At 63.6% G+C, this 26,855-nt stretch carries 26 protein-coding genes, 5 tRNA genes and 2 pseudogenes; 12 read left to right on the top strand and 21 right to left on the bottom strand.

The window, feature by feature from the left end:
• Window positions 1-4: 4 nt before the first annotated feature.
• A complete protein-coding gene (locus tag TX80_RS06950) occupies window positions 5-1,954 on the bottom strand; it encodes an ABC transporter ATP-binding protein (protein ID WP_049923181.1) in 1,950 nt (649 codons plus the stop codon).
• Between the two features lie 54 nt (window positions 1,955-2,008).
• Window positions 2,009-2,578: a DUF192 domain-containing protein gene (locus TX80_RS06945; RefSeq protein WP_081661484.1), complete on the bottom strand. Its 570-nt coding sequence runs from the start codon at window positions 2,576-2,578 to the stop codon at window positions 2,009-2,011.
• Window positions 2,579-2,640: 62 nt separating this feature from the next.
• On the opposite strand from TX80_RS06945, the gene TX80_RS06940 reads away from it, so the two are divergent.
• Window positions 2,641-2,714: transfer RNA gene (locus tag TX80_RS06940), tRNA-Val, on the top strand.
• Between the two features lie 309 nt (window positions 2,715-3,023).
• On the opposite strand, the gene TX80_RS06935 is transcribed toward TX80_RS06940, so the two are convergent.
• Entirely contained in the window at window positions 3,024-3,470 is a 447-nt protein-coding gene (locus TX80_RS06935) for a DUF7344 domain-containing protein (RefSeq protein ID WP_049922397.1), read from the bottom strand.
• A gap of 210 nt (window positions 3,471-3,680) precedes the next feature.
• Here TX80_RS06935 and TX80_RS06930 point away from each other — a divergent pair.
• Window positions 3,681-3,754: transfer RNA gene (locus TX80_RS06930), tRNA-Phe, on the top strand.
• A gap of 247 nt (window positions 3,755-4,001) precedes the next feature.
• Here TX80_RS06930 and TX80_RS06925 read toward each other — a convergent pair.
• The 5 genes and pseudogenes from TX80_RS06925 to TX80_RS06910 form a co-directional block, all read right to left on the bottom strand.
• The gene (locus tag TX80_RS06925; protein ID WP_049922396.1) at window positions 4,002-4,223 is read right to left on the bottom strand and encodes a hypothetical protein; all 222 of its coding nucleotides are present in this window, start codon (window positions 4,221-4,223) and stop codon (window positions 4,002-4,004) included.
• Window positions 4,224-4,293: 70 nt separating this feature from the next.
• Window positions 4,294-5,283 (bottom strand): annotated as a pseudogene (locus tag TX80_RS06920) (RNA-guided endonuclease InsQ/TnpB family protein); the annotation flags it as partial.
• A gap of 68 nt (window positions 5,284-5,351) precedes the next feature.
• A complete protein-coding gene (locus TX80_RS06915) occupies window positions 5,352-6,671 on the bottom strand; it encodes a hypothetical protein (protein ID WP_049922394.1) in 1,320 nt (439 codons plus the stop codon).
• Window positions 6,672-6,777: 106 nt separating this feature from the next.
• Window positions 6,778-7,007: pseudogene (locus TX80_RS20090) on the bottom strand (RNA-guided endonuclease TnpB family protein); the annotation flags it as partial.
• Window positions 7,008-7,285: 278 nt separating this feature from the next.
• The gene (locus TX80_RS06910) at window positions 7,286-8,197 is read right to left on the bottom strand and encodes a universal stress protein (RefSeq protein WP_049922393.1); all 912 of its coding nucleotides are present in this window, start codon (window positions 8,195-8,197) and stop codon (window positions 7,286-7,288) included.
• A 210-nt stretch (window positions 8,198-8,407) separates the two neighbouring features.
• On the opposite strand from TX80_RS06910, the gene TX80_RS06905 reads away from it, so the two are divergent.
• Genes TX80_RS06905 through TX80_RS06895 form a run of 3 tightly spaced genes read left to right on the top strand, consistent with a single transcriptional unit; the run spans window position 8,408 to window position 11,466 of the window.
• Window positions 8,408-9,523 (top strand): ABC transporter ATP-binding protein, encoded by a 1,116-nt coding sequence (locus tag TX80_RS06905; protein ID WP_049922392.1) that lies wholly within the window; start codon window positions 8,408-8,410, stop codon window positions 9,521-9,523.
• The gene (locus TX80_RS06900; protein ID WP_049922391.1) at window positions 9,520-10,491 is read left to right on the top strand and encodes a carbohydrate ABC transporter permease; all 972 of its coding nucleotides are present in this window, start codon (window positions 9,520-9,522) and stop codon (window positions 10,489-10,491) included. Before TX80_RS06905 ends, TX80_RS06900 begins: the two co-directional genes overlap by 4 nt.
• 6 nt (window positions 10,492-10,497) lie before the next feature.
• On the top strand, window positions 10,498-11,466 hold the full coding sequence (locus TX80_RS06895; RefSeq protein WP_049922390.1) for a carbohydrate ABC transporter permease: 969 nt from the start codon (window positions 10,498-10,500) through the stop codon (window positions 11,464-11,466).
• 46 nt (window positions 11,467-11,512) lie between these two features.
• On the opposite strand, the gene TX80_RS06890 is transcribed toward TX80_RS06895, so the two are convergent.
• On the bottom strand, window positions 11,513-11,824 hold the full coding sequence (locus tag TX80_RS06890) for a hypothetical protein (RefSeq protein ID WP_154658599.1): 312 nt from the start codon (window positions 11,822-11,824) through the stop codon (window positions 11,513-11,515).
• A gap of 1 nt (window position 11,825) precedes the next feature.
• On the bottom strand, window positions 11,826-13,097 hold the full coding sequence (locus TX80_RS06885; RefSeq protein ID WP_049922389.1) for an ABC transporter substrate-binding protein: 1,272 nt from the start codon (window positions 13,095-13,097) through the stop codon (window positions 11,826-11,828).
• A 155-nt stretch (window positions 13,098-13,252) separates the two neighbouring features.
• On the opposite strand from TX80_RS06885, the gene TX80_RS06880 reads away from it, so the two are divergent.
• Window positions 13,253-13,750 carry a cupin domain-containing protein gene (locus TX80_RS06880; protein ID WP_049922388.1) on the top strand — a complete coding sequence of 166 codons (498 nt, stop codon included), beginning with the start codon at window positions 13,253-13,255 and terminating at the stop codon, window positions 13,748-13,750.
• A gap of 35 nt (window positions 13,751-13,785) precedes the next feature.
• Here TX80_RS06880 and TX80_RS06875 read toward each other — a convergent pair whose 3' ends face one another.
• Together TX80_RS06875 and TX80_RS06865 are read right to left on the bottom strand one after the other, a co-directional pair.
• Complete coding sequence (locus tag TX80_RS06875; protein ID WP_049922387.1) at window positions 13,786-14,952, bottom strand: hypothetical protein; 1,167 nt, start codon at window positions 14,950-14,952, stop codon at window positions 13,786-13,788.
• Window positions 14,953-15,464: 512 nt separating this feature from the next.
• A tRNA-His gene (locus TX80_RS06865) sits at window positions 15,465-15,536 on the bottom strand.
• Between the two features lie 161 nt (window positions 15,537-15,697).
• On the opposite strand from TX80_RS06865, the gene TX80_RS06860 reads away from it, so the two are divergent.
• A complete protein-coding gene (locus TX80_RS06860) occupies window positions 15,698-16,153 on the top strand; it encodes a DUF5814 domain-containing protein (protein WP_049922385.1) in 456 nt (151 codons plus the stop codon).
• An 8-nt stretch (window positions 16,154-16,161) separates the two neighbouring features.
• On the opposite strand, the gene TX80_RS06855 is transcribed toward TX80_RS06860, so the two are convergent.
• The gene (locus TX80_RS06855; protein ID WP_049922384.1) at window positions 16,162-16,575 is read right to left on the bottom strand and encodes a ribbon-helix-helix protein, CopG family; all 414 of its coding nucleotides are present in this window, start codon (window positions 16,573-16,575) and stop codon (window positions 16,162-16,164) included.
• Window positions 16,576-16,718: 143 nt separating this feature from the next.
• On the opposite strand from TX80_RS06855, the gene TX80_RS06850 reads away from it, so the two are divergent.
• Window positions 16,719-17,684, top strand: coding sequence for a VOC family protein (locus TX80_RS06850; protein ID WP_049922383.1), 966 nt, complete (start codon window positions 16,719-16,721; stop codon window positions 17,682-17,684).
• Entirely contained in the window at window positions 17,681-18,364 is a 684-nt protein-coding gene (locus TX80_RS06845) for an alpha/beta hydrolase (protein ID WP_049922382.1), read from the top strand. The genes TX80_RS06850 and TX80_RS06845 overlap by 4 nt, the downstream gene beginning before the upstream one ends.
• A 70-nt stretch (window positions 18,365-18,434) precedes the next feature.
• Here the strand turns inward: TX80_RS06845 and TX80_RS06840 are convergent, their stop codons facing one another.
• The 4 genes from TX80_RS06840 to TX80_RS06825 form a co-directional block, all read right to left on the bottom strand.
• Entirely contained in the window at window positions 18,435-19,076 is a 642-nt protein-coding gene (locus TX80_RS06840; protein ID WP_049922381.1) for an RPA family protein, read from the bottom strand.
• A gap of 1 nt (window position 19,077) precedes the next feature.
• Entirely contained in the window at window positions 19,078-20,007 is a 930-nt protein-coding gene (locus TX80_RS06835) for a replication factor A (protein WP_049922380.1), read from the bottom strand.
• 137 nt (window positions 20,008-20,144) lie between these two features.
• Window positions 20,145-20,735: a MogA/MoaB family molybdenum cofactor biosynthesis protein gene (locus tag TX80_RS06830; RefSeq protein WP_049922379.1), complete on the bottom strand. Its 591-nt coding sequence runs from the start codon at window positions 20,733-20,735 to the stop codon at window positions 20,145-20,147.
• 77 nt (window positions 20,736-20,812) lie between these two features.
• A tRNA-Asn gene (locus TX80_RS06825) sits at window positions 20,813-20,885 on the bottom strand.
• Window positions 20,886-20,980: 95 nt separating this feature from the next.
• Here TX80_RS06825 and cca point away from each other — a divergent pair.
• A complete protein-coding gene (cca, locus tag TX80_RS06820) occupies window positions 20,981-22,384 on the top strand; it encodes a CCA tRNA nucleotidyltransferase (RefSeq protein ID WP_049922378.1) in 1,404 nt (467 codons plus the stop codon).
• A 47-nt stretch (window positions 22,385-22,431) separates the two neighbouring features.
• On the opposite strand, the gene TX80_RS06815 is transcribed toward cca, so the two are convergent.
• From TX80_RS06815 to TX80_RS06805, 3 genes are all read right to left on the bottom strand, one after another.
• A complete protein-coding gene (locus TX80_RS06815) occupies window positions 22,432-23,457 on the bottom strand; it encodes a histone deacetylase family protein (protein WP_049922377.1) in 1,026 nt (341 codons plus the stop codon).
• Window position 23,458: 1 nt separating this feature from the next.
• Window positions 23,459-23,890 (bottom strand): histone, encoded by a 432-nt coding sequence (locus tag TX80_RS06810; protein WP_049922376.1) that lies wholly within the window; start codon window positions 23,888-23,890, stop codon window positions 23,459-23,461.
• A gap of 66 nt (window positions 23,891-23,956) precedes the next feature.
• Entirely contained in the window at window positions 23,957-25,396 is a 1,440-nt protein-coding gene (locus tag TX80_RS06805; RefSeq protein ID WP_049923179.1) for a single-stranded DNA binding protein, read from the bottom strand.
• Between the two features lie 280 nt (window positions 25,397-25,676).
• On the opposite strand from TX80_RS06805, the gene TX80_RS06800 reads away from it, so the two are divergent.
• Together TX80_RS06800 and TX80_RS06795 are read left to right on the top strand one after the other, a co-directional pair.
• Window positions 25,677-25,749: transfer RNA gene (locus TX80_RS06800), tRNA-Arg, on the top strand.
• Window positions 25,750-26,113: 364 nt separating this feature from the next.
• Window positions 26,114-26,422 carry a HalOD1 output domain-containing protein gene (locus TX80_RS06795; RefSeq protein WP_049922375.1) on the top strand — a complete coding sequence of 103 codons (309 nt, stop codon included), beginning with the start codon at window positions 26,114-26,116 and terminating at the stop codon, window positions 26,420-26,422.
• A 3-nt stretch (window positions 26,423-26,425) separates the two neighbouring features.
• Here the strand turns inward: TX80_RS06795 and TX80_RS06790 are convergent, their stop codons facing one another.
• A complete protein-coding gene (locus tag TX80_RS06790) occupies window positions 26,426-26,803 on the bottom strand; it encodes a DUF7344 domain-containing protein (RefSeq protein WP_049922374.1) in 378 nt (125 codons plus the stop codon).
• Window positions 26,804-26,855: the final 52 nt, after the last annotated feature.

Genomic DNA, 26,855 nt, shown 5'->3' with positions numbered 1-26,855 from the left:
CGCTTCAGTCGTCATCGTCGCCGACGTCAATTTCCGTCCGCGCCTGTCGGCGCTGGGCGCGTTCGATAAACTCCTCGGGTAGTTCGTCGATTTCGCCGGCCTGAACCCCCCAGAGGTGTGAGTAAAGGCCGTCGTTGGCAAGCAGTTCCTCGTGGGTCCCGCGTTCGACGATTTCGCCGCCCTCGAGGACCAGTATCCGATCGGCGTCCTTGATCGTCGAGAGGCGATGGGCGATCGCGAACGTGGTCCGATCCTCGGCGAGGTCGTCGATCGAACGCTGGATCAACATCTCCGTCTCGGTGTCGACGTCGCTTGTCGCCTCGTCTAACACGAGGACGTCCGGATCCTCGAGGATGGCTCTGGCGATCGAAATCCGCTGTCGTTGCCCGCCCGAGAGTTTGACGCCGCGCTCGCCGACTTCGGTATCGTACCCGTCGGGCAAGTTCCGGATGAACTCGTGGGCTTCGGCCATCTTCGCCGCCTCGATCACGGCCTCGCGGTCGGCGTCGAAGTTCCCGTACCTGATGTTCTCCTCGACGGTGCCGTAAAACAGGAAGGTGTCCTGACTGACGTACCCCAGCGATCGGCGGAGGCTTCGAAGGGTTACGTTCCGGACGTCCTGTCCATCGATCCGAATCGCTCCGTCGTCGACGTCGTACATCCGGAGCAGGAGTTTGAGGACCGTCGACTTGCCGGCCCCGGTGGGACCGACCAGCGCGACCGTCTCGCCGCCCTCGGCGGTGAAATCGATGTCCTCGACGATGGGTTCGTCCTCGTCGTACCCGAACGTGACGTGATCGTACGCGACGCGGCCCTCGGAGACCTCGAGTTCCGTCGCCTCGGGATCCTCGCCGACGCGGTCCGGTTCGTCCATCAGCCCGAAAATGCGCGCCGAGGAAGCGCGAGCGCGCTGATACATGTTTATGATCTGTCCGAACTGCGCCATCGGCCAGATGAACCGCTGCGTGTAGAGAACGAACACGACGAACATCCCCTCGCTGAGCTCGCCCGTGAACGGCCCCGGCGGGCCGTCGACGACCCAGAGGCCCCCGACGACGAACGTGATGACGAACCCGAGACCCGCCAACACTCGCAGCGCGGGGAAGAACTTGATCCGCGTCCGAATCGCGTCCCAGTTGGCGTCGAAGTACTCCCGGGAGACGTCCTCGACGCGGTCGGACTCGTACTCCTCGGTCGTGCTCGATTTGATGACGGCGATCCCGCCGAGGTTGTTCTCGAGTCGCGAGTTGACCTTCCCGACCGTTGAGCGGACGGTCGCGTACTTGGGCTGGATGATCCTGATAAACAGCGCGGTAAAGGCCGCGATCAGCGGGACCGGAAACAGCGCCACGAGCGCGAGTTGCCAGTTGATCGCAAACAGGAGTGCGCCGATCCCGGCGACCATCACGACCATCCGGAACAGCGAGTTCATCCCGTCGTTGAGGAACTTCTCGAGGCGGTTGACGTCGTTCGAGAGGATCGACATCATCTCGCCGGTCTGCTTGTCGGCGAAAAACGACATGTTCAACCGCTGCATCTTGTCGTAGGTGTCGGTCCGGATGTCGTGCTGGATGTTCTGGGCAAAGGTGTTGAACCCCCAGTTTCGAGTCCAGTGAAAGACGGCGCTAAAGAGGAACGCGCCCGCGATGATGGCGATCGTCAGCCAGAACTGGGCCATCCGGTCGGCGGGGACGTACGGAGCCACGAGGCCCTCGCCGATCGGGAACGATTCCGCGTAGCCGACCTCCTGTCGGATCACCGCGTCGATCGCGATACCGAGCATGAGCGCCGGCAGCAGATCGAGGATGCGGGCGAAAACGCTCGCAATGACGCCGACGGCCGCAGCCCCCCAGTACTCCCGCCCGTATTCGAAAAACAGCCGCTTCATCGGGTTCTCGATCTCCTCCCGCTGTTCCTCGAACGGATCGTCTTTCTCCCAGTCGACGCCGCTCATCACGTCCGCCTCCGGGACCGCCGCCAATAAGCGTTTGCTACGAATCGAAACGATTCAGCCGGTACTCGCGGTCGCCGACTCCGCTTCCGGGGCAGCCTCGGACGCAACCGAAAGGCTGAGTCCGTCGCCCGAATCGAGATCGATCTCGACTTCGTCACCGGCCTCGATCCCCGTCTCGTTCGTGTAGCCACGCGGGACCTCGAGCACCCACTGTGCCCGGCCGGTATACCGGAGATCATCGCCGTCCTCACCGGGTTCGGGGGCCCGGGCGTGTTCGATCGACGTGATCTCGCGGTCGGCACCGATGAAGACGATGTCGATGTCGAACTCCATCTCGCGCATCACGTACGTCCGTTCGGCCTCGGTGGAGTGGACGAACAGCATACCCTCGCCGTCCTCGAGGGAGTCGTGATCGCTGAGCCCGGTGTACCGTTCGGACGCGGTGTCGGCGACGTCGACGGCGATCGTGGCCTTTGGATCGCGGTCGTCGTCCTCGTCGACGACCCGAACCGTCCCTTCGTCGCTGCCGACGACGGGAATGAGACCGGCCTGAACGAGCACTACTGCGAGAACCGCGAGGCCGACACCGGCGAGCAACCCCTTCCAGACGCGCTCGAAAGCCATGCGAAGCTAGTGTGAGACGAGAAAGTAAAGGTTATTCGGGCGGGGTGATTCAGTACGGATGCGGGCTCGTGGTCTAGCTGGTCATGACGCGGCCCTTACAAGGCCGAGGTCGGTGGTTCGAACCCGCCCGAGCCCATTTCTCCGGCGAATAACGTGAGCCAGAGACACGTCTCGAGGGCGAGTTTGAACCCGCCCTCGAGACGAGACGGCGGTCGGGACACCGATCCAACGGCTTCCGAGCAGTTCAGTCGGCGGTCGCCGAATCGTAACACCGGGATACGAAACGAGTACGGGCTTCGAAATCGGGAGAATCGATCCCGAACACTGGGAGCAACGTGGTGGGACCAGCGCAGACCGAACCGGATCGCATCCGCACACCGAGCCTCGAGTCGTCGTCGACTAATCACCCGTTATCAACGCCGTGCTTGCAACTGCCGGGGAGTAGTCATTGTTTGAGTCGGGCGACGTTCTCCCGGATCTGGCTGAAGAACCCCTCGCCGGATTCCGTCTCGAGCGCGGCGTGTAACGTCGAGTTTTCCGGTTCGTCCTGAACGACGATCCGGAGGTAGGGTTCGAGTTGCTCGAAGTTGTCCGAGAGGACGACGGTGTGATTGTCCTCGTCGTGGTCGACGACGCCCGCGTCGGCCAGTTTCGGGACGTGGCACTGTACCGACGAGACGTAGACGCTCTTGTACTCGTTTTTCGCGACTTCGTCCGGGTGAACGTCGTGTTCCCAGCCGGCGACCTGCTCGGCAAGCGAGGACAGCTCGATCGGTCCGTCCCGCCCCCGAAGTGCATAGAGGAGGTACCGCCGCCGTCGGTTCGCCAGCAACTCGAGGATGGTGTCCGCCGAGAGTTCCTGGTCTTGTTGACTCGAGGTAAGTGCTTCCATAACATGATGTTACTCACCGGAGCGGAAAAGCGTGTCTTGAATATCTACAAATCCAACAGGCAGTCGTTACCCGGGCTGTAGCCTCGGCATTCTTCCACGTGTATCGGCTTAACTGGGTATTCAGTTGACACGAACGGCATCGCTCGGCGGGGTCGCGCGGTCGATCCGATTCGAAATCCTTTTTTATATCATGGCCGGAGGTAGAGATGCGCCGCCTTAGCTCAGACTGGGAGAGCACTCGACTGAAGATCGAGCTGTCCCCGGTTCAAATCCGGGAGGCGGCATGTTTCTGCGGACGACATGCGAACGAGCGGAGCGAGTGAGCCGTCGTCCGCGAAACTGCTCTCGACCGGATTTGAACTAGACCGAGGTTCTGCGAGCAGAGCGAGCAGGTTCTCGGGCGTAGTTCACAATCCGGGAGGCGGCATACTTTTGCGGCGAGCAAACCCGTGAGTCGTCCCTCTGCGTTCTGACTGGATTTGAACCCTGCCAATCGTGCACAGCGGAGCAAGAGGGTTTTTGAGCCTGCACTCACAGTTCATTGTGGAGGACACCGACGCTTGTCCGATACATGAATGCGAGGCTGTCGCTCGAGCCGGACTCGAACAGTTTGAAGGCTTTTCCGACGGGATTAATCGTCACTTCCTCGTCCGCGTCGTCGGAGACTGTCAGGGCAACACCAGTACTCGAGACAGTCTGGTTCTCAGTCCAGGTGCTGTCGAACCCGTGCTCGTGCTCGATACCCCGACGCATAATCCGGCCAGCAAGCGTTCCGTTGACATCCTCCTCCGCCTGAAGGCGGAGGAATCCGGAGGTTGGGATATTAGGGTTTGCAGTCCACCACCTCTGTCTGCGGTTGGAATCCGCAGGAGAGGTCATACAAGTGGACTGCTGGCTGTGCCAACCAGCCGGTACTCCTATCTCCACCCAAACTGGGCGAAGACTCAGAGTTACTTTCGTCATTGATGTCAAGACGGATGTTCTCCGCCCCGTTCACGTCAGCGTTGAACGCCGCATCACACGACTTGCAGGCGTACAGGCCGCGTTCGACACGTTGACTCTCGTCTTCCGTCCCGCAGATGCAACATGTCTTGCTCGTGTCGCGTTCAGACACTTCCACGACCTCGATACCCTCGACCTTCGCTTTGTATTCGAGGATGTTGGTGAAGCGGTCGAATGCCCACTCGTGTAGGTCGAGGTTGCCGTGCTTGCCCCAGTTTTTCGACTCGCCGTTCTCGTCCTCGCGCACGCCTGCCAAGTCTCCGACGTTGATGCGGCCAACGCCCTTCTCAACACACCGTTCAACGATGTGTTTCGCTAAGGCGTGGAAGAAGTGGGTGCAGCGTTCTGACCACTTCGCGTGGAGACGTGTGGCTTGTTCACCACCGCTGTCGTCGCACTTGGCGATCTCTTTCGGGAAGTAGTACCCGTCCTGTTTCAGGCGGTTGCCGGGGTACAGGTCGGCGTCTTCGGTGCTGTAGGCGACGGCGGCGAAGTTGCTGATGCCGAGGTCAATACCTGCTGTCTCGTTACCGGGAGCGTCGGGCGTCTCGATCTCGTCATTGCAGACGAGGTGGAGTTCCCACCGCTCGTTCTGCTGATCGTAGACGGCACGGACTTGTTGCAGGTTCTCGACCGTGACTCCGGGGCGCGTCTCGTATTCGACGAGGATGTATTCCCGCGCTCGGGGGTGTTCCTTGTGGTTCGCGCCCTTGGAGAGTCGAACACGGTTGTTCTTGGTGTCGTGGCGGATACCGTTCTGTTTCCACGTCACTGTCGAACGAGGATGTTCTTCGTGGACGCGGCGACCTTGGTAACCGCCGGAACTGAGACCCGACCGATTGTATCCGTGTTCGACTCCGGGCGGAAACGTTCCACCCGTTACCCGCCGAGGCGGCTAGCGATCCGGCGCGAGACACCAGTGAGGTACACCGTTCCCCAGACCGAGACGACGACGGCACCAACGAGGTCGTAGAACAGGTCGCCGATCGTATCTCCGATCCCGCGCTGGGCGAGCAACGCCTCGCTCCCGAACCGGTGAGCGAGTAGTCCGAGGCCAAACTCCATGAGTTCCCAGATGACGCCAAAGGCGACGACGAACAGGAGGATGAAAACGATCAGCATCTTCGGCGGGAGGTAGATCTCATCGGTGTGGAGATCGATGGCGCGGACGGCCGCGTAGCCGGTGGCGGCGACGATGGACGCTGATACCGTGTGAGTCAGGCTATCCCACTGGCCGAGCAGGTCGTACAGCCCCGCCGATCCGAGCGCGTGGAGAAAGACCGCCCCGGTGATCCAGAGGACGAGTTCCGGTTCGAGGGGCAGACGGAAGTCGCGCTTGAGGAGTCCCGGGAGGAACGTGATCGAAAGCGCGATACCGGCGTTGGCGATGGTCGTCACGTCGAGCGTGAGGAGGCCGTACAGAAACAGCACGCCAAGGGCCAACTGGAGGACGCGAGAGATGCGCCCGACAGTCCGCTCGGAGGCGTTCAGCCGCCCGCGGATCAGCGACGGCGTGCTCTCGACGAGATCGTCGACGTCGGCCTCGTCGGGAGCATCGTGTTCGCCGGAACCGGACGTATCGGTTCTGTCGGACGGTTCGTACTCTTCCGACGTTCTCCCTGATCCGGCCATCACGTACCGATCGAAGAGGAAGCCGGCGAAAAGCCCCGCCACCGCTGCGTAGACGAAGTCGATCATCATCGCGTGATTCGCCGCGTCTTCGGAGTGGCCGGTGACGATATACGACGTCCCAAGCGCCGCGTCGGAGAGCCACAGAAGGACGTTCCACGTCGCGGCGACCGCGAGGGTCGTCATCACGACGAGAGCGGTTGCGAACGTGTGTGTCATTCGAACTGCCGTGAATCGGTGGATTTCGACGACGACGACGAGAGCCACGGTGGCGACGGCGACGTAGACGGCAATGGCGGTCACGAACGTCTCGCCGAGCATCGTCGCATCGACGACGGGAATCGAAACCAACACGAGCAGTTTCCAGGACGGCAATGCGAGCGGGTCGCGACGCGAAACCGTCGGAATGAGTACGATAACGACCGCGAGCGCCGTGAAGACGAACCACCGGTAGGATGCAGCTAGCGCGTGCACGATCGCCAGCACACTGAGAACGGTCACGAGAGCCCATCCGAGAATCGCGTTGCGACGGGAGGCGTCGAACGGTTCGCGGAGACGAGCCGCTTCCATGGACTCCGCTACGGGACGGAACCAAAAAACACGCCGTCCGGAATAGTAACGGACCGCCCCTCCGGTCTCGAGTGTGTGGTGATTTCGTCTCCGCTAATCCGGGCATTGTTCTCGGACTCGTCTCCCGATAGACTGTGGCGCTGTCACAGGCGCTTCCATCCTCTGGCGAGTCATCGCGTCCGGGTTCCCAACGGACGCTCTCTCCCCACGGGTCTACGCGACCGGCGATGTTCGCCGCCGCGTTACTATTGTGTGGAACTCCGATACGTGGCAGTCGTCGTGCGGACACACGAACTCCGCTTGTTCGTCCCACTGACCGAACCGCCCGCAAGCGTGGAGCCGTTTCGGAACACCGGAATTCGCTTCGATACTCGTCGCCATTGAGTTCTGCCCACAGCAGCGGATCGCCTCGCCGACTTCCCGATACATATTTATCTCATGTGTTGAAGTATGATATATGAATATCATTGAGATCATAACGGAGATGATCGAGGGATACGTTTCGGGTGGAACGGACGAAGCGCTCGCAGAAGGTGTCGAAGAGACCGCCGAAGAGGCGACCGGAAAGGACCTCTGAGGGAATCCGAAGTCGATCGGAAACAACGCGGTTTCGATCACCGCCACCAATCGAGTGCTCGCTCGAGGAGCGAGCCACTCGAGCCCCGTTTCGCGATGACGATCGGGACGGTCGCCCGCTGGCCGACCGTCGCCGCAACTGAGCCGACGGCGCGGCTTCGGAGCCGGTGTTCCCGCGTCGCGCCCAGAGTGATGAGGTCGTGTTCCGCACCGGCTGTCACGATGGCGTCGGCGACGTCGTCGGTTTCGAGCACATCGGCGTCGACGGGGACATCGGTGAGTCGGTCCGTCGCCAGTGCAACGTGGTCGCGAGCGGTTTCGCGTTCGGCGTCACCGGCCGTCGGTGAAACGTAGGAGACGACGGTCACGGTCGCGTCGTTGGCTCGTGCGACGGCTCCGGCGAGGTCGGTCGCCGGCTCGATGTGTGGGCCGCCGTCGGTCGGCAACAGGATCGTATCCATCCCGTCCGCGGTCGTACCGACCCGTTCGACGAAGACGTCACAGGACGCACGGCGGATCAGCGGATCGACGGTCGTCCCGAGGACGACGTCCGACGGACGGTCCCGTTCCTGCCAGCCGAGCAACAGCGCATCCGCATCGGTATCGTCAACCGCAGAGAGAAGCGCGTCTGAGACGTCGGTTCCGACGAGGAGGCTGCGCTGTACCGGGATCGAGGAATCCGAAGCGACCGCGAGCGCCTCGTCGAGGACCGCCTGCTGGCCGTCGGTAAACTCCCGTTTGATTCGCTCCTCCGAGAAGAGGATAAACGGCGACGTCACGGGCTTGTGGACGACGTTTACGACTCGGATCTGTCCGTCGCGATCCCCGGCGAGGTCGATCGCGGTCCGCATCAACTGGGTTACGTGGTCGGGGTTGGCGATAGCGACCAGGAGCGTGTACTGCTGATCGGGCGCGGAATCGTCCTCGATAACCGTCTGGACGTCCCCCATTGACCGCTAGTTCACTCCGTGAGAAAATAAGGACTATGTAGCGATTCGAAACTGTCTCGAACGCGAGAATTCGGTCCGACCGGGACCGAAAAAGCGATCCTCGACCGCAGGAAGGCCGCACTTCCCTCTCGAACGGCGACGGCCGGTTATATCAACAAAACTGGCGGTAGCGGTAGGATTAATGGGCGAATCCGTGTGATGAGGTGGTATATGACACACATCTCGCTGGAGGACGTGAGCAAGTACTTCGACGCCGGCGAGACGGTCGCCAACTACCGGGTGGACCTCGAGATCGACGACGGCGAGTTTCTCGTCCTGCTCGGGCCGTCGGGCTGTGGGAAGACGACGGCGCTTCGCCTCATTGCGGGGCTCGAGACCCCGTCGGAAGGGGCGATCTACTTCGATGCGGAGCGGGTCGACGAGCGCTCGCCGAGCGATCGGAACGTGGCGATGGTGTTTCAAAACTACGCGTTGTATCCGCATATGTCCGTTCAGGAGAACATCGCCTATCCGCTGAAGATTCGGGGGGTTCCGCCCGACGAACGGGATCGACGGATCGCGGCGGTCACGAAGCTGTTGCACATCGAGGATCAGGTCGAAAGCTCGCCGGCCGAACTGAGCGGGGGACAGCGACAGCGGGTCGCGCTGGCGCGTGCCATCGTCCGGGAACCGTCGGTGTTCTTGCTCGACGAACCGCTGTCGAACCTCGACGCCAAGCTTCGACAGGAGATGCGAAGCGAACTGAAGCGGTTACAGGACGAACTCGGGATTACGACGGTCTACGTGACCCACAATCAGGAGGAGGCCATGAGCATGGCCGACCGGGTCGCGGTCATGAACGAGGGAACGATCCGCCAGATCGCACCGCCGTCGGAACTGTACTCACGGCCGCGAACCGAATGGGTCGCCCGGTTTATCGGCTCGCCGCCGATGAACCTGCTCGGTGGCACCCGCCGGAACGGAGCGATCGACCTCGGCGACGCCGGGCGCGTCGAACTCGAGCGGACGGCGGCCGGTGATCCCGGTGGGGCACCGCCGGGTGACGTTTCCCTCGGCGTTCGTCCGGAGGATCTGTCGGTCGAAACCGAACGTCCGTCCGCCGGGTCCGCGATCGAGGGGACGGTAGACACCGTCGAGCCGCTTGGCGAGTACACTATCGTCAACGTCGCCGTCGGCGACCACCTCGTCAACGCGAAGGTGACCGAAACCGACGTCGAGCGTGACGACCGCGTCTATCTGACGTTCGGCGACGGCGATACGTATCTGTACGACGCGGACGGCATCCTGCACACCGAATCGCGGGCTCGAGAAGCGGCCGAACGATGAGTCTCCGTGAGTACGTCGGCGACCTCGAGATCGACCGCGTCCGTGACGTCCGGTCGAAACTGGATCCGAACGTCGACCGGGAGAAAGCGGTGGCGCTTGCGGTCTTTCTCGTCCCGGGGTTGACCCTGTTCGGGATCTTTTCGGTCGGTCCGATCGTCTACTCCACGGTCGGAAGCTTCTTCTCGTGGCAGGGGTTCGAAATGGGGCGGTTCGTCGGCCTGTCGAACTGGGTGGAGACGCTTCGCGATCCGTTGATTATCAACTGGGAGAACCTGCGTCGCTACCGGTTCCCGATGGGGGCGCTCACCCAGAACCTCCTGTGGATGGTCATTCACGTTCCCGCCAGTACCCTCCTCGGACTCGGGCTGGCCCTGCTGTTTGCCGACCTTCGCGGTCGCCGGATCCTCCGGTCGATGGTCTTTCTGGGGTTTACCACGCCGACGATCGTGATCGGTCTCGTCCTGCTGTTTATCTACGATCCGGAGGCCGGGGTTTTCAACGGGTTGCTCCGCATCCTCGGACAGGACCAACTGGTCCGAAACTGGGTTCAGGAACCACAGGTAGCGATTTACGCCCTCATCGTGGGCGGAATCTGGATCCAGACCGGGTTCAGCATGCTGCTGTACAGTTCGGCGCTGGCCGCCATCGATCCGGCGGTGCTCGAGTCGGCCAGAGTCGACGGCGCTGGACGGTACCGGCGGTTCAGGGACGTTATCTGGCCGCTGGTCAAGCCCGTGACTGCCGTCGTCGTCATCATGGGGATGATCTGGGTCCTTCGGATCTTCGCGATCGTCTACGCCGTCGGCGGCTCAGCCGGCGGGCCAAACCACGTGTTCTCGGTGCTCGGACTCGAGGTGTACAGGGCCGCGTTCGAGCCGCCGATCGAGTACGGGAACGCGATGGTCGTCGCGCTGATCGAACTCATCATCGTCGTTCCGCTGGCCGCGTACATCGCCAGAATGGAGTGATTTGACATGACAGAGGACGATCCGCTCACCCCGACGGAACCCGGAACCGAACCCGAAACCGACGGCGACCGGTATCTTGCCGCCGACGCGGTTCCCGAGACCGCACCGGAGCCGGACCTCGACCGGCGGGACCGAATCGCTGCCGCCGTCCCGTCGACCTCGAGAACGCTTGCGTACCTGCTGGCAATCGCGGTCGCGGTGCTGTGGATCGTGCCGTTTATCGGGCTGGTCATGGCGTCGTTTCGCCCCCTGTCGGAGATTCTGCAGGGGTGGTGGCATCTCGAGGGGATGACGATCACGCTCGAGAACTACCATCGTGCGTGGACGTATCGGACGGCACCGATGCGACGGGCGCTGTTCAACACCGTGATCGTCACCGTCCCCTCGGTGCTAGTGGTGATGTTGCTCGGCGCGATGGCGGCGTACCCGTTCGCCCGCTTCGAGTTCCCGCTGAAGAAATCGTTGTTTTTCGTGATCCTGCTCGTGATGGCGGCTCCGCCGGAGCTCGTCGCGATGGGCAACTACAACACCCTCCGTGAAGTCGGGTTGTTCGATACGTATCTGGGGTTGATCCTCGTCCACGTCGGCTGGGGACTGGGCTGGGTCGTGTTGTTCCTTCGGAACTTCCTGCTCGGGATTCCCGAGGAACTCGAGGAAGCGGCCCGCGTCGACGGCGCGTCGCGGTACCAGATCTTCCGGACGATCATCCTGCCGCTGTCGGCCCCGGCGCTGGTCTCGGTAGCGGTGATCCAGTTTACGTGGGTCTGGAACGCGTTTTTCTTCCCGCTCGTGTTCATGCGCTCCCCGGAGTTGTACGTCGCGCCGCAGGTACTCCCGCTGATGCGCGGGCGCATTCAGGTCGACTGGGGACTCGTGGCCGCCGGTTCGGTACTGACCATGGCTGCCCCCGTACTGCTGTTTCTGGTACTCGAGCGCTACTACAAACGCGGGATGGTCGCCGCCGTCGCGGACTGACGGGGCGAGGTCGCGGAAATTCGGCTGCAGGCGGGACCGGCGACGGTCAAAGCGGCAGGACGCCAGCGGTGGTCGCGACGACCGTCACTGCGATGACGACGAGTTGGACGACGAAGAACCCACGCGAGGACCGCCAGGCGAAAACGAGGAAGGCAGCCAGCGGGCCGGCAGCGATGACGGCCGGCCAGCGCCCCCTGATCGCCAGGGTAGCGAGAAACGCCGTCGTGAACGAGTACAGCAGGTCGATCGCGACCGCACTTGCGTTGCGACGACGGAGCTCCTCGATAGCAACGTCGACCCGTCGGCGAGCGGTTCGAACCCACGTCGCGATCCCGTCGTCCGCTCGATCCCCCGCCACGTTACTCGCCGCCGTCGTTCCCGGCGGTTTCCTGAAGGACGTCGTCGAGGCGCTCGCTCATCGACTCGACATCCGAATCCGGATCTGCCCAGAGACCGGTGAGTTGCGACCAGAACTCCGACTGGAAGGGGTCCCCCAGCGCGTCGTCGAGGTCGGGAACCAGTTCCACCTCGTCCGCCATCGCCGAGAGATCCCGCATCACGTCGAGTTCGTACGCATCGTCGGGAACGTCCAGGTTCGAGGCGATGAAGCCGCCCCGTTCGGCCCAGACCTGCTGGCCGTCGGCCGAAACGAATCCTTCGACGGCCGTCCGGGCCTCGTCTCGCCGGTCCGAATACTCGGGAACGGTAAACCAGTTCACGCTGGCCACCATCGCGTCTGTTTCCGGGAGCATGAAAACGTCGAGATCCGCTGGATCACCGATCGCCTCGAACCCCGGCGTCCACGAGCCCATGAAGTACAGCGGGAGCTGATTGTCCCAGAAGTACTCGTACTGGACGCCGAAGTCCCGGACGTCACTGAAGTATCCCTGTTGCAGGAGTTCCTGTACCCGCTCGAGCGCCGAGACCACGCGATCGTCGGTAAACGCCGCCTCGCCGGCGATGAGGTCCCGCTGGAGTTGTGCGCCGTCGTCCTGCTGGAGGAGAAACGCCTCGGTGACGTCGCTCAGGGGCCAACCGTCGCCGTTGCCCGACGCGAGGGGCGCGTCGACGCCGTCGATGCCGTCGATCCGATCGAGAAGGTCGAGGAACTCGTCGTAGCCCCTCGGTTCGGAGAGGTCGTGTTCGTCGAAAAACGACTGGCGGTACCAGAATCCGGGCTTGAGATCCATCTTGAAGGGGGCGGCGTAGACCTCGTCGTCGACCATCACCTGCTCCGGATCCGGGGCGAACCGGTCGGGATCCCAACTGTCCCCAAGCGGGGCCAGGTGACCGGCGTCCCCGTCCGAGCGGATCCGCGCCGGTGACGGCATCACCACGACGTCGGCGGTGGCAACGCCCGACTCGTAATCCATCAACGTCCCCGTCAGAATGGCTTCGGTATCCCGTGGTTCGTACTGGATCTCGAGGTCCGTTTCGTTCTCGACGTGGTCGACGACGGCCATGAAGTCCTCCTCTTCGCCCCCGGTCCAGACGCCGGTGACGGAGAGGGAGGATTCCCCCTCTCCCTCGCCGTCTTCCCCCAGACAGCCGGCGAGGCCGACGGCACCCACACCGAGACCACGAAGGACGGTACGACGATCCCAGTCGACGGGCCTGTTCCTGGTGCCCATAGTCACTCGTATGGTCGATTGAAACCTTAACGATTTATTCAACAGTACTGTAATGGACGGACGACTGACTTCCGGGTTTCCGGATAGGTACACGCGAAAGTCCGACCGGGTTCCGTTGCCGGACGACTATTACCGACGGTAGCATATCCGATACCATGGGTAGCATCAACGTAGACGAACTAGCGTGGACGAGCGTCGAGAACGAGGACGGGGAGACACAGTTCAAACGAAAGCAGTTAGGTGAGGCAGCTGGCAGCGACGAAATCGGCTGTAGCCTGTACGAACTCCCCGCGGGGAGCCGGTCGTGGCCGTATCACTACCACACCGGAAACGAGGAAGCGCTGTTCGTTCTCGAGGGAACCGGGACGCTCAGGCTCGACGGGGAGACACACCGCCTCACCGACGGCGAGTTCGTCGCACTCCCCGCGGACGAACGCGGGGCCCACCGCGTCGTCAACGACACCGAGGGTCCGCTCCGGTACGTAATGGTTTCGACGATGAACGAGCCGGATGTCACCGTCTATCCGGATTCCGAAAAGCTCGGGGTGTTCGTCGGGTCGCCGCCGGGGAGTTCCGATCCGCGGCACGTCCACGGCTACTATCGGCTCGCGGACGATGTCGAGTACTGGACCGACGAACCGAACGCCGAGTAGCGGACTCGACGGTCCGCTGACGTCCCGACGCGCCGTTAGGCCAGTACGGCCTCGAGACGAGTCGCGAGCCGCTCGAGGGTCGGTTCGTCGATCGACACCGAAAACGCCGCCGGGCGAAGCTCCGAGACCGACCCGCCGTCCTCGAGCAGTTCGAGCGCCTCGGCGACGACAGACCGGTTGCCAACCGCAGCCACGCGGTTGCGGGAGGTCCAGAGGTCGACGTGGTTCCGCCGCGCATCCCGGCGACTGACGCTGGGCAGAACGTAGTCCTCACAGCCGTCGATCGGGGCGAGTGGCTCCGACGCCGCACCGGAAACCGTCGTCCGGAGTTTGACGACCCTGCCGTTGGTCACGAACGTCTCCCAGTCGGAGCCGGTCTCCACGCGGGGAGGGTCGGGTAACGCGGACGGATCCCGGACGTCGATACGCACGAGATCACCCCGTCGCCAGTCGCTTATGACCGGGACGTCGCTGTGCTCGAGGACCGCCCGCTCGAACGGCGGCGTGTAGTAGACGAGGGCGTCGTCGTCGACCGAGAGCGACCCGACGTGGCGGATCGTGTCGAACAGCTCCGACCGTTGTGTCGCCGCCGCCGGGCGGACGAGTGGCGGAAACGTTGCGACGTAGATCCGCCCGTCGGCCGCGACGTGACGACAGGCGCTGGCGAGCCACGAGTGGGTGTGTTCCGGATACCACGGCGGATCCAGAAACACCACCGGAAACGCCGTTTCGGCGTCGATCGGTTCGGTAAGGTCCTGATTGACGAACGTCAGCGGTTCGGGAACGTCGTCGAGTCGCATCCGGAACAACGGGTTGCGGTCGACGAGCGTCACCGGGACGCCCGCCCGTGCGAGTCCGACGGCGACCGTCGGCGTCCCGAGACAGAGCACGCGATCGCCGGCGTCGCCCAGCGTCCGAACGAGCGAGCGCACGGTATCGTCGGTAAAGTACCACTCGAAATCCAGCGGGTGTAATTCGGGCTTCCCGATGGTGTCGGGCGGTTCGACCCGTGCCGGCTCGCCGTCCGGAAGCGATTCGGCGAGCCCGAGTGCCGTCAGCCGTTCGTGGACGAGCGTCGGGAACGCGCCGCGGGACCCCCGGACGACGCGCCTGATCGTCGCGCCCGGTCTATTCGCGAGTCGCTCGAGTCGCTCGTCGAGTCTGTGGCGGTACGTCGTTTCCGAGGCGGGCGTATCAGTCATCGGTACAAGGTATTCGAAGCTTTCTCGGGTCGAACAGCTGATTCACGGAACACTCCGCGCCTCGAGACGCCCGACCGTTCCGGCCGCGCTCGAGCACTGTCTTTACTGACAACACAATATACCCTATTATTAATCTTCCTCCAGAAGCAACGATGGCCGCGCGAACGAGTGCAGACGTTCGGCCTCAGCCGTCCTCGAAAACCGTCTTCAATCTGGCCCCACAGTGGGGACACCAGAGCGGTTGCCACTTCGTCGGATCGAGTCCCCGCCCATCGTCTTCGTCCGGATCGCATCGTCGCGTTCGACGACGGACGCACAGTTGTCACGCTCGAGTCGGTCGGTCCTGTCGGCCATCGAGACGTCGATACCGGAAGGGATCGACCGCGTTTCGGACGAGTTCGACCGACGCGTGGCTCACGTCTTCGTTCGCGACGGAACGTCCGGAGGCGAGAATCGAACCCGACTGCGGGGCTTCCGGCGTTTCCACTCCACCCTTCGGTCGTCGTGAAAAAGTCCGGGTGCGAGAATCGAACCCGCGTCTCAGCCTCCACAAGGCTGAAGGATAACCACTACCCCAACCCGGACACGCTTGCACACTGATTTAGGAGTGGTCGGCCTGAAATACGTTACGACTCGTCCACGGTGTGTGGATGAGTATACCGCTGAATTTCGCCGCGATCCCACAGTGACTCGCGACACGCGACCGAGACGTTTTTCGGCCACACGGTCGTAGCCTCGCCAACGCGTGGCCATCACCGACAAGATCTACGTCAAGAACCACCGCCAGCTCAGCTCCCAGCTCGAGACGAACATCCCCAAAGGAGCCTTCAAGGGAGCGACGCTTGACGTGCTCTTTCAGGGCGAGGGGCTCGAGAAACTCGACGACGCGACGCGGGACCGGGTCCTCGATTTCTCGCAGGACTTCCTCGACTGTGACTGTGATAACAACCCCTACTGTGGCTGTCCGGAACGGAAGTTTATCCAGTACCTGCTCGAACTCCGCGCTCAGGGACTGGGGCCGGACGCCATCGTCGACGTGATGACCGACGACTACATGGTCTATGCCTATCCCGGCGACATCCTGTCCTTTCTCGACGACGCCGTCCGGACGCTCGAAGCGGCCGAGGGGCTGGCACGGGTCGACGGAGCAGCCGAGAAACGGGACGAGATCCGGCAGTCGAAACAGGAGCTAGCGAGATAACGGTCCGGCTACCGCAACTGGTAGGACTCGTCTCCCTCGTCCAACTCGTCGAGCAACAGGACCTCGTCCTGCTCGTCCTCGAGCCGGTCTTGCAACTCGTTGACGTACGATTTGTACTCGTCGAGTTGCTCCCGGAGGTGTTCGGCTTCGAGTTCCAGCCGTTCGTGTTCGCGGATGAAGCTTTTGGGTACCTCGACGGTCGGCGGAAACGAGAGGTCCGTCTCGTCCCCTTGCTCGGCCGTTCCGACGTCGAGTTCGCGCTCGGGGACGACCGCGACCTGACCGTCGTGTTCGACGAGTTGGTCGACGTAATCCCGGAAGACCGCGGACAGCGAGATGTCGCGTTCCTCGGCGATGTCCTGAAGCGCCTCGAACGCGTCCTCGTTCACGCGAAACGAGATCGTCTTGTTCTTGTTGCCCATTCGTCCCTGTGTACATTTCCCAATCAACTTAAGCGTTCGTCAGACGGGCGTCCCGGCGTCGTCGTGAGCGGGTCCCCCGGGCCGCGACCTCGAGAGGGACACGGACCCGACAGGCTATCCGCATCGACGCCGTAGTTCGGACGATGCGTTCGGACACGCCGGGGCTACATCACGTCACGGGCATCGTCGGGGACGCCCAGACGGCCGTCGACTTCTACAGCGGCATGCTCGGATTGCGACTGGTCGTTCGGACGGTGAACTTCGAGGATATCCTCCAGCACCACCTCTACTTCGGCGATGCGGCAGGGACGCCGGGGACGGTGCTGACTCACTTCGCGGACCCATACGGCGAGTCGGGTCGCGTCGGGCATCCACAGATCGGGTCGGTCGCGTTCGTCGTTCCGGACGGGGCACTCGAGTACTGGCGCGACCGACTCGTGGCCCACGACGTGGCGGTTTCGGGGCCGGACGACCGGTTCGGCGAACGCGTCATCCGGTTTGCCGATCCCGCCGGGACCCGACTCGAACTCGTCGGCGGATCGTCCGAACGGATCGACGCGGCCGGAGTCGACCCGTGGATCGACGGCCCGGTCCCGGCGGCTAACGCGATCCGTGGCCTGTACGGCGTGTCCACCCTGTCGATCAACCCGTACGCGACAGCGAGCACGCTCGAGACGCTCGGATTCGAATACGTGACCGAACGCGACGATCGGGTTCGGTATCGAGCGTCGGGGGCGCGAGCGACCGTCGTCGACGTGCTCGACCGCGAGGCGTCGTTCGGTCGGGAGGGGACCGGGACGATACACCACGTCGCGGTGCGAGTCGACGCCGAAACCGACCTGTACGAGTGGCGAGAGCTGTTCGACGACCGCGGTTACGACGTCTCCCGCGTCAAGGACCGGCACTTCTTCCATTCGCTGTACGTCCGCGAGCCCGGGGGCATCCTCTTCGAACTCGCGACGGAGACCGACGGTCTCGCTTCAAGTCGGGGGTCGACACCAGCCGGCGACTCGCTGTTTCTTCCCGAGTGGTTCGAACGGGACCGCGACCTGATCGAGAGCCAGCTACCGGAACTGACACTCCCCGAGACCGATGTCGGCGATCGATGACCGGACCGAACGCGGGTCGTCGGATGGAAGGGGTAACGGGGCCACACGCCGGACAGCCGCTTCTGACGGCCGGTGCACCAGCGAAGGCGGCAAACGGGGCCCTCGTGTGCTGTCACGGCCGCGGCGCGACGGCGCAAGGAATTATCAACCTCCTGGAACCGGTCTCCGGACACGGGATCGCCGTGCTCGCGCCGCAGGCCCGACGGAACCGCTGGGTTCCGCGCCCGGCGACCGCACCGCAATCGGACAACGAGCCGTGGCTCTCATCGGGCGTCGACTGCGTGGCGGCCGCGCTCGAGCAGGCGCGATCGATCGCGGTTCCGCCCGAGCGAACCGTCGTCGTCGGCTTCTCGCAAGGGGCCTGTGTCGCCGCGGAGTACGTCCGACGCAATCCGACTCGCTACGGCGGGCTCGCCGTCCTCTCGGGGCTGCTTCCCGGATCGACCGACGAACTCGAGTCGACTGCGGTCGGCGGCTCCCTCGAGGGAACGCCGATCCTCATCGGCTACGGCGCGGACGATCCCCACATCGATTCCGCACACGTCAGGAAGACGGTCCAAACGTTCGAGCGCGCGGGTGGAGACGTCGACGAGCGACGCTATCCCGCGACGGGCCACGAGGTTACCGACGACGAGTTCGCGGCGATCGAGGCGATGCTCGAGGCCGCCCGCTCGGACTGAATCGGGTCACGGACGCGTCGCTCGGAAACGGTCGAATCGAGTTACGGACGCCGCCCGATGCCGAAGCGGTTCAGGCCGGCGCTTCGGTGTCGGCGTCCTCGAGGTCGTCGAGGCTCTCGAGCGCCTGAATGACGTCGCGGCGGTAGTTCTCGACGGGTGAGTCGTACCGTTCGCGGGCCATCTGGGCGTACTCGTTGGTCGGGGCGGTCGAGCCGCTTTCGGGCGCTTCCTGTTCGGCTTCCCACTCGTCGAAAGCTTCGATGCGCTCGAGCGTCCGTTCGGCGGTTTCGACGACCCAGCGGTCGCGGGTGTCCTCGTCGACGACCGCGATCGACTCGGGTCGAACGGAGACGTTGACGGTGCCGTCGTCGGTCTCGTAGGTGCGCGGTTTGCCGACGATGGCGACGTACGCCGGCGGTTCCGTGTCCCGGAGCACGGAGGCGGCCTCGGGCTGGTACTGTCCGGCGTAGACGAAAAACGTCCCCGTCGGATCGACGACGCGGCCGCGCCAGTACTCGCTGTCTTCGCCGACGTCCTCGGTCTCGGTGAGCGTGCCGACGATGAACACGCGGTTTGCGCGGTCGCCGGTCGGTAACAGCGCGTAGTTTGGCGCGCGCTCGTCGTCGCTTTCCTTGAACGTGTACGTCGAATCGTTGAATTCCGAGGCGAAGACGCGGCGGGCGACTTCGCGGGTGAGTTCTGCCTGACTCATGTTACATCGACCTCGCTTTGATCAGCAGCTGTTCCGCATCCGCCGGCCCGTCGAGTTCCTCGACGTCGTCGGCTAACACGTACCGGCCGAAGGTCGGTCCCTCGATGCGGTAGTAGGTGCCGACGATGTCGTCCGCGATCTCGTCGGCGACGACGGTCGTATCCAGCGCGTCCATCGCCATGTCCTTGGCCTCTTCGAGGCTCAATCCGGTCAGATCCTCCGTGGCGTCCTTGTCGAAGATGACCTCGTGGGCGTCGATCCCGTCGTCGACGACGGCCTTGATCCGGAGGTCGAACTCGCCTTCGACCTCGCCGTGTTCGTTACAGCGGCCGTTCTGGAGCACTCTCGTACAGTCGTCCTCCGGACAGCGCTTGATGAGCCCGCTGCCGCTTTGCATATCCACGAGTGCGCCTTCGATCTCGGAGGTGTCGTCGCCGACCTCGATGTCCTCGTCGCGTTCCTCGATCACCGTCGTCGAGTTGAGTTTGACCGAGTACCGGCCCTGATACTCGTCGGTGACGACGTTGCGAAGGTCGTAGACGCCGCCCTCCTCGAGCGACGGCAGGTCGGATTTGGCCCACTTGGTGAACTTGATCGTCCCCGTCGGATCGCCGAGCAGGCCGACCTGTGCGACGGCGTCGCTGCGGGGATCCCACAGCTCGATGACCTTGGCCGTGAGATCGATCCACTGTTCGGGTTCGTCGACGTCCTCGATGGAGACGTCCTCGCTAGAGCCCCGCGAGATGTCCTCGCGCTCGAGGTCGGCTTCCTCGAGATAGTGGTTGGTAACGCTTCGGCGCGCCTCGTCGATTGGTACCTTGTACTCGTCGACGAGCGTGCGCAGGCGCTCCTCGACGTCCTCGACGGTAACGTCGAGATGGTCCGAAAACTGGTCGTGTATGTCGTCCGCGTGCTGTCGTACGTCGCTCATTGTGTCACGCCTCCTCTTCGGTTTCACTGGGAGGCATACGCCCATTCGCGCCCAATAGTATTTAAACTGCCGCCACCGGAGCGGAAGTAAACGAGGGACAACGAATCGAACGGCGACAGCCGGATTCGAGAGAACGGTTACCCGCCCCCGTCGACCGACAGCGACTGCTCGGTCACGTCCGCTCGATGGCTGCTCGCGAGGCCGGCCAGGTGGGGCGTCTCGGGGACGATCAGTTCCTCACAGGCGGTTCGACACGCGTTCGTACTCCCGGGGAGACAGAAGACCGGCGTATCGACGGCGATTCCCGCCGTCGCGCGCGAGGCCATCGCACGGGTCCCGACCTCCTCCCACGAGAGCGATCGGAACAGTTCGCCGAACCCCGGCAACTCGCGTTCGAACAGCGACGAGGTCGCCTCCGGCGACACGTCGTCAGCGGTGACGCCCGTTCCGCCGGTCGTGACCACGACGTCGATATCCCGGCGCGCGACGAGTCCCCGGACGGCCGTCCGGATGGCGGCGTAGTCGTCCCTGACGAGCAGCCGTTCCCGGATCTCGTGTCCGTCGGCCTCGAAACACTCCTGAATCGTGTCCCCGCCCGGATCGTCCGGATCCTCGTCCGAAGCGTGTGCACGCGAACTCGAGACGGTAACGATCCCCACGTAGAGCGGATCGATGACATCGTGACCGTGTTTGTCAGTACTCCGTCGATCGTCGCTATCGATCGGCATAGTGGCATGTCGTCCCCGGAGGACGATAATTGCACCCCACGTACCGCCGGCTCTCCGACGGTCAGTGAATGGAAAAGCGCCGAAGCCAGGACTCGAACCTGGGACAACCTCGTTAACAGCGAGGTGCTCTACCATCTGAGCTACTTCGGCTCATCTTCGAGTAGTCGGGTACATTTGATAGGGCTTTCGTTTTCGCTTCCGGCGGTTCGATACCCTTTCACGCACCGCTCGAGTACCATCGAGCGATGAGCGAGGAGGACGCAGACAGCGACGAGCGCGACTCCGCCAACAGGGCCGCCGACGACCTCGAGTCGGTCGTCGAGACGGTCCGCGAGCGAATCGATCCCGACGAGAAGGAACGCGAACGGCTCCGCGACGCCGCCGAGACGCTGACCGAACGGGCCACCGCCGCCGCGACGGAGCTGTGTGCCGACGCCGACGTCTTGCAGGTGGGCTCGACCGCCCGAAACACCTGGATCAGCGGCGACCGCGACATCGACGTCTTCGTTCGGTTTCCGCCCGAGATCGACCGGGAAACGCTCGAGGAGTACGGGCTCGAGGTCGGCCACGCGACCCTTCCCGATGGCCACGAGGAGTACGCCGAACACCCCTACGTCACGGGCGAGATGGACGGGTTCGACGTCGACATCGTTCCCTGTTTCCGGCTCGGGTCGGCCACCGAAATCCGGTCGGCTGTCGATCGGACCCCGTTTCACACCCGGTATCTCGAAGCACGGCTCGACGACGACCTCGCGGCCGACGTTCGACTCGCCAAACGGTTCCTGAAAGGGATCGGCGCGTACGGCAGCGACCTCCGAACGCAAGGGTTCAGCGGTTACCTGACGGAACTTCTCGTGGTCGAATACGGCGGTTTTCGGCCGCTGCTCGAGGCTGCAGCCGACTGGCAGCCGCCGGTCGAACTCGACCCCGAAGCCCACGGACAGGCGAGTTTCGACGATCCGCTCGAGGTCATCGATCCCACGGATCCCGAGCGCAACGTCGCCGCCGTCTGTTCCGCGGAGAACGTCGCCCGATTTCAACACTACGCGCGCGCGTTTCTCGACGATCCCAGCCTCGAGCACTTCGAACCGGACGAGCCGACTTCGCTTTCCGAAGCCGAACTCCGAGCGCACCTCGAGCGACGCGGAACGACGCCCGTCGCCGTTCGGTTCGAGGCACCCGATGTCGTCGACGATCAACTCTATCCGCAACTCCGCAAGTCGCTTGCCGGCGTAACGAACGGGCTCGACGAGCGCGGGTTCGACGTGTTCCGCGCAACGACGGTCGCCGACGAGACGGCCGTCCTCTTCGTCGAACTCGCCGTCAGCGAACGGCCGGCGATCGAGCGCCACGAGGGACCGCCGGTCCACGTGCGCCAGCACGCCGAGGGGTTCTACGACACCTACGCGACCGATCCCGACGCCTACGGCCCCTTCATCGAGGGCGACCGATACGTCACCGAACGCGACCGCGAGTTCACCAGCGCCCGCGCGTTCCTCGAGAGCGATCGGCTCTTCGACGTCGGACTCGGATCCCACGTCGAAACGGCACTCCAGAACGGGTACGAGGTGCTGGTCGGCGACGAGGTGACGGCGCTGCTTGCCGAGTTCGGACAGGAGTACAGACGATACTTCGAACCAACGCCCTAACAGCCACCGACCGCCGCGGGCGGCCCTTCCCGGCGACGAGCGAGCGATTACGGCAGGTCGAGATCCAGTCCGTGGGCGTCGAGAACGTCCTCGAGGGTTGATTCGGCGGTGTCGTCGAGGTCGCCGCTTGGCTCGACGGGGTCCCGTCCGTCGAAGGTTTCGTGGACGATCGCGACGCTGTCGGCGAGCACGTCCAGTCCGTACCCTCCTTCCAGAACGAACGCCAGTGCCGCGTCGATCCCGTCGGCGAACGCCCGGAGCCGGTCGGTCATCAGGGCGTAGGCTTCGGTCGAGAGCCGGATCCGGGAGATCGGGTCGTGGCGGTGTGCGTCAAACCCAGCGCTGACGATCAGCACGTCGGGGTCGTAATCGGTGAGTGCGGCGGTGATCGGCCCGTCGATCGCCGCGAGATATCCCACGTCGTCCGTTCCGGCCGGCATCGGGACGTTCATCGTCGTTCCCGCACCGTCGCCCTCGCCGGTCTCGTCGACGGCACCGGTCCCGGGATACAATCCCTTCTCGTGGAGCGAGACGAAGAACACGTCGTCGCGCTCGTAGAAGATGTCCTGCGTTCCGTTCCCGTGATGGACGTCCCAGTCGACGATCGCAACCCGATCGACGTCGTAGTCCGGGTGATCGAGGGCCTGTTGGGCAGCCACTGCGGCGTTGTTGACGAAACAAAAGCCCATCGCGTCGTCCGGGACGGCGTGATGGCCCGGCGGACGGCCGATCGAGAACGGCGTCTCTCGGCCCGTCGCTCCCTCGAGAGCGGTTTCGACGGCCCAGCAGGCAAGGCCAGCGCTCTGTCGGAGCGCGTTCCACGTTTCCTCGACGGCGGTCGTATCGGGGTCCCAGTTGCCACCGCCGTCGGCGCAGAACTCCCGAACCGACTCGACGTACGCACGGTCGTGAACGGTCGATAGTTCGTCGACCGTACAGGGGTCGGACTCGGCGTATTCGACGCCGTGTTTTTTCTTCAGTCGTTCCCGGATCGCCCGGAGGCGGTCCGGCGACTCGGGGTGGCGCGATCCGGGGTCGTGTGCGAGACAGATCTCGCTGTAGCCAAACTGCATCTCACTCGAACAGCGAGAAGTACGTCTCGATGTCGTCGTCGGTGACGGTCCGACGATCGGCGTGGTGTGCGAGGATCGCCGCCGCCCGCGCGACGTTGTCCGCGTAGTCCTCGAGAATGTCGGCGAGGGCCACGCGGGCGTCCATCGAGACGCGGTATCGGTCGTCGATCTCGAGCCGAGCGATCCGGTCGACGGGAGCGACCGGCAACTCGAGGTCGTCCTTGTCGACGACCGTTTCGACCCCGAAATCCTCCGCCATGAGGGTCTTTCGCCCGTCTTCGGTCGCCCGCTCGGCAGCGTCGATCGCGAGTTCGCTCCCGTGTTCCTGAATCCGTGTTGCGAGTTCCTTCGACGCGTCGGCACTCACCCGAAGATCGCCCGCGTTCCGCCGGATGATCGTGTCCACCGGGGCGAACGGGAGTTCGACGTTCATATCATGATAGGCGAAGCTAACTCCCTTAACGCTTTTCCTAGACGCTCGATGAGGTTGCTCGCGCCGTCAGAACACGTCGTTAGCCTCGAGTCGACCGTCGCGAACGACCCCGCGGGCGGTTACCTCCTCGCCGAGACCGACGTCGGCGTCGGTGACGACGCTCATGGTCGTTTCGCCGTCGTCGAGGACGACCGGATCGCCCGCTTGGACGACGACGCCGGTGAACTCGAGTTCCTCGCCCTCGTCCGGATCGGTGGGTTCGTCGTCGGCCTCGGCCGTAGCGGCCGTCGCCGCGTCGGTCGAGGATTCGTCCGCCGTCTCGACGTCGCCACCGTCGTCGGAAAACGCCGACAGGCCGGCGCTTTCCGTTCCGTCGTCCTCGCTTGTCGCCTCGGTCCCGGAATCCGACTCGAGGACCGTAATCGTTGACTGCCAGCCCGCGGAGGCCTCGAGGTCGTCCTGCCAGCCGTCCTGAATCTCGACGTCCCCGAGAGCGAGTTCGTCACCCGGCCCGACGTCGATGTCGGCCTTCTCGCCCCAGAGGGCCACGCGGATGTCGCCGGTTGCGTCCTGAACGCGGACGTTCCGGACCTGTCCCTCGGAGCCGTCGTCGCGGTCGAAAGTCCGTTTCGGATCGGCCGAACGGACGACACCGGCGATGTCGACGGTCTGACCGATCTCGAGGTCCTCGATGGGCGTACTCTCGGGGACGTACTCGACGTCGGCGTCGACTTCCTCGACCGCCCCTCGGTTGCCGACGTGGAGTTCGAGCGTACCGTCGCGTTCGCGGACGTAGCCGTCGATCACCTCGACGGTGGTGCCAGCCTCGAGCTCCGTGGCCGTGTCGGCCTGCTCGTCCCACAGTGTTACGCGCACGCGTCCGGTCGAATCGCCGAGCACGAGGTTCGAGACTTTCCCTTCGGAGCCGTCGTCGCGGTCGAACGTACGCACGCTGTCGGTGTCGAGTACGAGACCGACGAGGTTGACGTTCGAGAGTCCGAGCGAGAGGTTCTCGACCGTATAGGTGTCCGATATCTGAACGTCGATCTCGGTGTCTTCGTCCGGTTCGACCTCGTCGACGCTGACCTCGACGCCGCTGTAGCCCTCCTTCGGACGGCCCTTGATCCGGAGGACCTGTCCCTCCTCGAGTTCCTCGACGGCGGCCTCGGCGTGGTCGTCCCAGAAGGCCGCCCTGACGGATCCCGTCTCGTCTGCTACCTCGACGTTGACGACGCGGCCGTCCTCGTCCTCGCCGTCGCGCTCGAACGTGCGAACGTCGCCGATCGAGACGACTTTGGCGACGAACTTCGCTTCCTCCATCCCGGGTTCGATGTCGGCGATCCCGCCGACCTCGCTCTCGCCGATCTCGTGAGCGACGAGCATCGCCGCCGTCTCCTCGTCCGCGAGTCCCCCCATCTGCTCGACTTTCGCCTCGACGGCCTCGCGAAACTCCTCGAGAGAAACGTCGGCCTCGAGGTCCTCGTAGACGCCCTCGATGTCGCTCATTCTATACTCGTGCATGAGTAGCCCGCGCATAAGCGTTGTCCATTCGGTGTCCTCGGACGGGACCGCGGGCGGTGCGAGCTATACGGGCAGACGGGAGATAGCCCCTCATGAGCCCTACTGGCCGACCGATGACGGATAAACGACAGGGTAGCTAGCCTGTCTTTCGGATTCGCCGAGCCGAGGTCTGCTCGACGAGCGATGGAATTCGAACGTGGGAACTGGAGCCATGACCGAATCCTTTCGAAAGTGCTTTAATGTCCACGCGGCTACTGAGAGATGAGTCCTGATAGGGTAGTGGACTATCCTCTTGGCTTGCGGAGCCAGGGACCGGAGTTCAAATCTCCGTCAGGACGTTTCTCTTCAGTACAACGCTGCGAGCACAGCTAGCACTATGTGTACCGACGGACACCCAAACGCGGTGCGTTGAGCCGTCGTCGAAAGGCGCTATATGGCTTTGAGCATCGCGAGAGAGCGAGGGTCTGTCGAACGACAGCGGTCGAGCGACGCGAGGCCATCGACTTCCCGTGTTCAGGTCTCCGTCGGGACGTTCACTCCTCCCGTCCATTTTACGATGGTTGACTATAGCCCCAGATACGTTCGGTTCCGTTAAGGTACAGTTTCGAACCCAATACCGAATTACGCACCAACCAGCGAATGGTTGCAACGGATTTAGACAGACTTTTATGAAATGGTGTTGCCGTTTTGGCAAGAACTCGTATGGATTCGGAACTACGCTCCACCGCAGACACGGACCTTCGCTCCGCCAGTACGTTTCGTTACGACGAAACGGATGGTCCCACAGCAACCGTTGCCGTGATCGATGCCGTAGCCGACGCCGCCGACACCGATCCGACCACACTCCCGCCGCTTTACCACGTCGTCGATCCGGACGCGCTCGATGCGTTGTTCGACGGCCGCAACGAGCGAGGAGCGGAATCGCCGCTTCGGATCGAGTTTTCGTACAACGGGTTCGACGTCGTCGTCCGCGACGGCCCCGAAGTCGTCGTCGAACCGGCATCGACGTAACCGTCACTCACTGGAGTCGTTTCGAACCAGTCTCGGGCTCCCGTCAGCTTCGCGTCCCCGACTGACGACTCGGGATACGTACGGCTCGAGCGTGGACGTATCGTCGAGTCGAACAGTACCGTTATGGCTGTCGTACTCGATTACGCCGTGGTCCGCAAGCCGCGGCAGGTGATTGTGAACGAGATCGATTTTAGTCCGTTCGGGAACCCCGAAAACGTCGGGTGACTCGGCGGTCGGACCCGGAGCCGCCCCGCGTTTCGTCGACGCGATTTCGACAGCAAGTTCTTCGATCGAGGAGCGACCGCCGTTCTCGAGAAGCGTTCGGATGAGGCGTCTGCGGTCGGCGTCGGCCAACGTGGCGATCGTCTCATCGGTGTACATCTAGCCCCTCGGTTTCGGCCCAACACGGAAAAACACCCGACCAAAATCATTT

It is taken from the genome of Halopiger djelfimassiliensis (assembly GCF_000455365.1).
Lineage (GTDB): Archaea > Halobacteriota > Halobacteria > Halobacteriales > Natrialbaceae > Halopiger_B > Halopiger_B djelfimassiliensis.
This window is presented reverse-complemented; position numbering and strand designations above follow the sequence as displayed.

Bases quoted from the DNA above. Each gene is read 5' to 3' on its own strand.
- TX80_RS06855 (WP_049922384.1), bottom strand. From the start codon at position 16,575: ATGGGCAACAAGAACAAGACGATCTCGTTTCGCGTGAACGAGGACGCG.
- TX80_RS06810 (WP_049922376.1), bottom strand. From the start codon at position 23,890: ATGAACGTCGAACTCCCGTTCGCCCCGGTGGACACGATCATCCGGCGG.
- TX80_RS06795 (WP_049922375.1), top strand. From the start codon at position 26,114: ATGGATTCGGAACTACGCTCCACCGCAGACACGGACCTTCGCTCCGCC.
- TX80_RS06885 (WP_049922389.1), bottom strand. From the start codon at position 13,097: ATGGGCACCAGGAACAGGCCCGTCGACTGGGATCGTCGTACCGTCCTT.
- TX80_RS06900 (WP_049922391.1), top strand. From the start codon at position 9,520: ATGAGTCTCCGTGAGTACGTCGGCGACCTCGAGATCGACCGCGTCCGT.
- TX80_RS06875 (WP_049922387.1), bottom strand. From the start codon at position 14,952: ATGACTGATACGCCCGCCTCGGAAACGACGTACCGCCACAGACTCGAC.
- TX80_RS06880 (WP_049922388.1), top strand. From the start codon at position 13,253: ATGGGTAGCATCAACGTAGACGAACTAGCGTGGACGAGCGTCGAGAAC.
- TX80_RS06915 (WP_049922394.1), bottom strand. From the start codon at position 6,671: ATGGAAGCGGCTCGTCTCCGCGAACCGTTCGACGCCTCCCGTCGCAAC.
- TX80_RS06910 (WP_049922393.1), bottom strand. From the start codon at position 8,197: ATGGGGGACGTCCAGACGGTTATCGAGGACGATTCCGCGCCCGATCAG.
- TX80_RS06895 (WP_049922390.1), top strand. From the start codon at position 10,498: ATGACAGAGGACGATCCGCTCACCCCGACGGAACCCGGAACCGAACCC.
- TX80_RS06805 (WP_049923179.1), bottom strand. From the start codon at position 25,396: ATGAGCGACATCGAGGGCGTCTACGAGGACCTCGAGGCCGACGTTTCT.
- TX80_RS06815 (WP_049922377.1), bottom strand. From the start codon at position 23,457: ATGCAGTTTGGCTACAGCGAGATCTGTCTCGCACACGACCCCGGATCG.
- TX80_RS06830 (WP_049922379.1), bottom strand. From the start codon at position 20,735: ATGCCGATCGATAGCGACGATCGACGGAGTACTGACAAACACGGTCAC.
- TX80_RS06845 (WP_049922382.1), top strand. From the start codon at position 17,681: ATGACCGGACCGAACGCGGGTCGTCGGATGGAAGGGGTAACGGGGCCA.
- cca (WP_049922378.1), top strand. From the start codon at position 20,981: ATGAGCGAGGAGGACGCAGACAGCGACGAGCGCGACTCCGCCAACAGG.
- TX80_RS06925 (WP_049922396.1), bottom strand. From the start codon at position 4,223: ATGCGTCGGGGTATCGAGCACGAGCACGGGTTCGACAGCACCTGGACT.
- TX80_RS06850 (WP_049922383.1), top strand. From the start codon at position 16,719: ATGCGTTCGGACACGCCGGGGCTACATCACGTCACGGGCATCGTCGGG.
- TX80_RS06905 (WP_049922392.1), top strand. From the start codon at position 8,408: ATGACACACATCTCGCTGGAGGACGTGAGCAAGTACTTCGACGCCGGC.
- TX80_RS06790 (WP_049922374.1), bottom strand. From the start codon at position 26,803: ATGTACACCGATGAGACGATCGCCACGTTGGCCGACGCCGACCGCAGA.
- TX80_RS06945 (WP_081661484.1), bottom strand. From the start codon at position 2,578: ATGGCTTTCGAGCGCGTCTGGAAGGGGTTGCTCGCCGGTGTCGGCCTC.
- TX80_RS06835 (WP_049922380.1), bottom strand. From the start codon at position 20,007: ATGAGCGACGTACGACAGCACGCGGACGACATACACGACCAGTTTTCG.
- TX80_RS06935 (WP_049922397.1), bottom strand. From the start codon at position 3,470: ATGGAAGCACTTACCTCGAGTCAACAAGACCAGGAACTCTCGGCGGAC.
- TX80_RS06840 (WP_049922381.1), bottom strand. From the start codon at position 19,076: ATGAGTCAGGCAGAACTCACCCGCGAAGTCGCCCGCCGCGTCTTCGCC.
- TX80_RS06950 (WP_049923181.1), bottom strand. From the start codon at position 1,954: ATGAGCGGCGTCGACTGGGAGAAAGACGATCCGTTCGAGGAACAGCGG.